2 protein-coding genes are annotated in these 2,894 nt (G+C 45.1%); one reads left to right on the top strand and one right to left on the bottom strand.

Annotation, left to right across the window (positions count from 1 at the left end):
• Positions 1-355: 355 nt before the first annotated feature.
• Positions 356-1,684 carry a S1C family serine protease gene (locus EI162_RS13930; protein ID WP_192524899.1) on the bottom strand — a complete coding sequence of 443 codons (1,329 nt, stop codon included), beginning with the start codon at positions 1,682-1,684 and terminating at the stop codon, positions 356-358.
• Between the two features lie 317 nt (positions 1,685-2,001).
• Between EI162_RS13930 and EI162_RS13925 the strand changes: the two genes are divergently transcribed.
• Entirely contained in the window at positions 2,002-2,826 is an 825-nt protein-coding gene (locus EI162_RS13925) for a Nif3-like dinuclear metal center hexameric protein (protein ID WP_192524898.1), read from the top strand.
• Positions 2,827-2,894 lie beyond the last annotated feature (68 nt).

The following is a 2,894-nucleotide window of genomic DNA, read 5'->3' as shown; positions in this document are numbered from 1 at the left end:
CCTAGGCTTAGATGTGTATAGTTCATGGTTGCAATCTCACTTTGGTCGGTGGATAAAAACTTTGATGCTAGCGCATCTAGGTCTTTTTTTCACCTCACATTTGGTATTGCACTTCATGTGTTAATCTAAGTGATAAAAAAAGCGCGCTATCTATAAGATAGCGCGCTTTTTTATTGTCGATATAGCCGACCCACTATAAAACAAACACCGTGTTACTGGGACAATTTTGCGCCGCCTCTGTCTGCGCAGACACAGCAAGCAAGGAAAGTTTATCTCAGTAGCGCGTTATAGTATCTGTACTCATTTTATTTAGGTCTGATTTTAGTATCTACAGACTGCCTATATTAGACCCATTCTACCGAGGTGCGCCATCTCTCTCAAACAGCTGCAACAGCTCTTCGCGCATACGGTCACGCTCTTCTTTGGACATCATTGGTACTTCTTGCCCTTCACCTTGTAAACTAGGATGCCCGCGACCGCCAAGCGTTTCATCATGGATAACTACTGGGCGCTCGATGGGCTGTTGCTCTGGACGTTCTTCTAACAATATAGTCACCTGCTGATTGCTACCATTACGTAACACTTGCGCCTCAAGCTCGGTATTAGGCGGCTTACGCGCAACGTATTGGATCAAGGTGTTGGCGTCAGTCATCTCAACGCCGTCAATAGTCAAGATAATATCGCCGACTTTAAGACCACTTTTGGCAGCAGGACTATTTTTGATGGCCTTGAGTACTTCTACACCCGTTGAGGTTTCAAGCTGCGTTGGATCACGAAGTTGTGATTGTATTTCGATACCCAACCACCCCCGACTCACCTTACCGTCTTTAATCAGCGCATTCATTACTTGCTCAACGATAGCCGTGGGAATAGCAAAGCCAATACCCATAGAGCCACCAGAACGTGAGAAAATCACCGTATTGATACCGACCAGCTCACCACGAGCATCGACCAACGCGCCACCCGAGTTACCAGGATTAATAGCCGCATCGGTTTGGATAAAGTCCTCAAACTTATTGACGCCAAGTCCGGTACGTCCAGTCGCAGAAATAATACCTTGGGTCACTGTTTGACCGACACCAAATGGGTTACCAATCGCCAAGGCCAAGTCGCCTACTCGGATGGGGTTTTCACGAAATCCTAACGGCGTTAATCCTTGCATATCGACCTTAATAACAGCCAAATCACTGTCTGGATCGGTACCGATAATTTTAGCGCGGCTTTTGCGGCCATCATTAAAGGCTACGGTAATCTCATCTGCCTTTTCGATCACATGGGCATTGGTTACGATATAGCCATCTTCAGATACAATCACACCAGAGCCTAAATTGGTATTGCCTTGCTCTTGTGATGGTCCACTATGAAACTCAAAGAACCGACGCAACACAGGATCATCCATATAGGGATGCTCTGCCATCGTTTGCGTGGTATAAATATTGACCACTGATTGCGACGCACGGGCAACTGCATTGTGATAAGAAGAGATAGGTGCTGGCGTGTCTGCGACTGGCTCCGACGCTTGTTGCTCAGCTGGCGTGGTTCTTGGCGGCTCCCATGTGGCCTCTGATGTCGTTTTCATACTTGTAAACAACCAGATAAACGCGGCAATCACTATCAGCAATAAAACCCAAGGTAACCATTTTAAGGAAGACGCCTTGTTACTGGTGTTCCGAGATGACGACATATAAAAACCTCTATAAATTTTTGTAAAAACAGACAATGATGAATAATATCAAACCGTGCCTACCAATCTTGGACAGTTAACCATTATGAGCACTTAAATAAGATGGTTTGAACACTGTTAATCATACAGGTTCGAGTATGCAGATTATAACTGGCTACACAGCCGAATAGTAACGCATCGTGTACCGTTTCAGTTATTCGCTTTGTCTACTCTTTTGCAGTGTCATGCTAAAATGACCTCTATGCAAATGTTTTATTATTTATAAGTACTTTAACCATTAAAACAACGAAACATTCAAACAATTATAAGGGAATACCATGACCGCAAACAATACCCTAACCGAGACAACGGTTAGCGCACAAAATTTAGCCGCATTTTGCGATGATTATTTATCAGCCGATGCCTTTAAAGACTATGCACCAAATGGCTTACAAGTAGATGGTGGACGCCCTATCCAGCGTATCGTCACTGGTGTGACCGCTAGCGACGCCTTAATTGATGCCGCTATTGCTGACAATGCTGACGCGATTATGGTGCATCATGGTTATTTTTGGAAAGGTGAACCTGCGCCTCTCACTGGCATGAAAGGTCAGCGTATCCGTAAACTCATGCAACATGGCATCTCTATGATCGGCTACCACTTACCGCTTGATGCGCATCCTGTTATTGGCAACAATGCTAAGCTGGCTGAGACTCTGAATATGACCATCACTGGAGCGCTTTATCCTGACGAGTCACGTCCCGTTGGCAATATCGCTACCTGCAAACCACAGAGTACTCAAAGTCTTATCGCCCATATTACCGACGCTCTAGGACGCATACCGTTGCATATTTCTGCTCATTATAATGCATCGGTTCATACTGAATCTGAGCCGGAGAATAATAGACTTATTCAACGGGTCGGTATCTGTACGGGCGGCGCACAAGATATGATCGAACAGGCCGCACTCATGGGCTGTGACGCGTTTATCTCTGGTGAAATATCAGAGCGGACTACCCATATTGCCCGTGAACTGGGTATTGATTACTTTGCCTGTGGTCATCACGCGACCGAACGTGGTGGTATTCAAGCACTGGGTGAATTGATTGCTGCAGAGTTTGGGCTTCCTGTTACCTTTATTGATATAAACAATCCTGTATAAAACAATCAATATATAGGGCGTGTTGAACATTGGCGACAAATTGATGGCAAAAAAAATAGCGAACGGTT

Source organism: Psychrobacter sp. FME6, from assembly GCF_014861365.1.
In the GTDB taxonomy this organism is placed as follows: domain Bacteria; phylum Pseudomonadota; class Gammaproteobacteria; order Pseudomonadales; family Moraxellaceae; genus Psychrobacter.
This window is presented reverse-complemented; position numbering and strand designations above follow the sequence as displayed.

Bases quoted from the DNA above. Each gene is read 5' to 3' on its own strand.
- EI162_RS13925 (WP_192524898.1), top strand. From the start codon at position 2,002: ATGACCGCAAACAATACCCTAACCGAGACAACGGTTAGCGCACAAAAT.
- EI162_RS13930 (WP_192524899.1), bottom strand. From the start codon at position 1,684: ATGTCGTCATCTCGGAACACCAGTAACAAGGCGTCTTCCTTAAAATGG.